Below are 745 nucleotides of genomic sequence, written 5' to 3'. Positions count from 1 at the left end.
TTGATAAAGAAACTTTAGGTACGGCTAAGAACGAGCAGATCAATAAAGCTTTCTTTCTTGAACGTCAGTATCAGAAGGGTAGCAGCAAATTTAACGACAACATAACAAACATAACTTTTTAAGCTAGAGCTCGACAGACTCTAGCTCATTGCAAGCTACCGTCATCTTCAGATCGATTACCTTTTAGCTGTTGAACCTGGCGCTTAATGACATGCTGAACCAATGTTTCCTGATCAATTTCGGTGACATTAACGAAGTCAGCGCGCGCAAGCCAGGGCTTGCCATCAATGCTCTCATCCAATGCATCACAAGCAATAACAGCTGCTAAGAGCTGCAATCGAGTATTACTGGGGTATAGCGTTAGTTCTATATGAACATGCTGATTCAAAGCAGCACTTTCTTCAAGCGGGAAAGCGATTCCACAAGCACTCAAATTAACCTGACAAGCAGAAGTAGACTGCTCGAGACCCTCTTCTTGGCCAGAGGCAAGACCGTGGCCAAAAGCCAAATTTATTTTCTGGTTAAAAAGATCAAGAATATTATGAATTTCAGGTTGGGAATTCTTCAGTACTGTCAGATCTGTTGCTATCTGGTGCTCTATCTGTGACAGCAGAGACTTCAGAGAAGTCGGTTGAGCTTGCACCGCCAAATCAGTTTCACCCTCCGAAAGAAAGCGATAACGAAGACCAACAAGGTCCGTCACTCTAAAATAACGTCTTCTTTCACTGTCGTGCGTCACTGAATT

At 43.1% G+C, this 745-nt stretch carries 1 protein-coding gene; it reads right to left on the bottom strand.

The genetic code is table 11. From position 1 onward, the window contains the following. Positions 1–145: 145 nt before the first annotated feature. Positions 146–745 (bottom strand): PilZ domain-containing protein (locus A3766_RS27570; RefSeq protein ID WP_068643378.1); only part of this gene is annotated, 600 nt, incomplete at its 5' end.

The sequence above is a fragment of the Oleiphilus sp. HI0132 genome, from assembly GCF_001635845.1.
The sequence above is the reverse complement of the archived record's forward strand: the minus strand, read 5'-3'. Positions and strand labels throughout refer to the sequence as shown.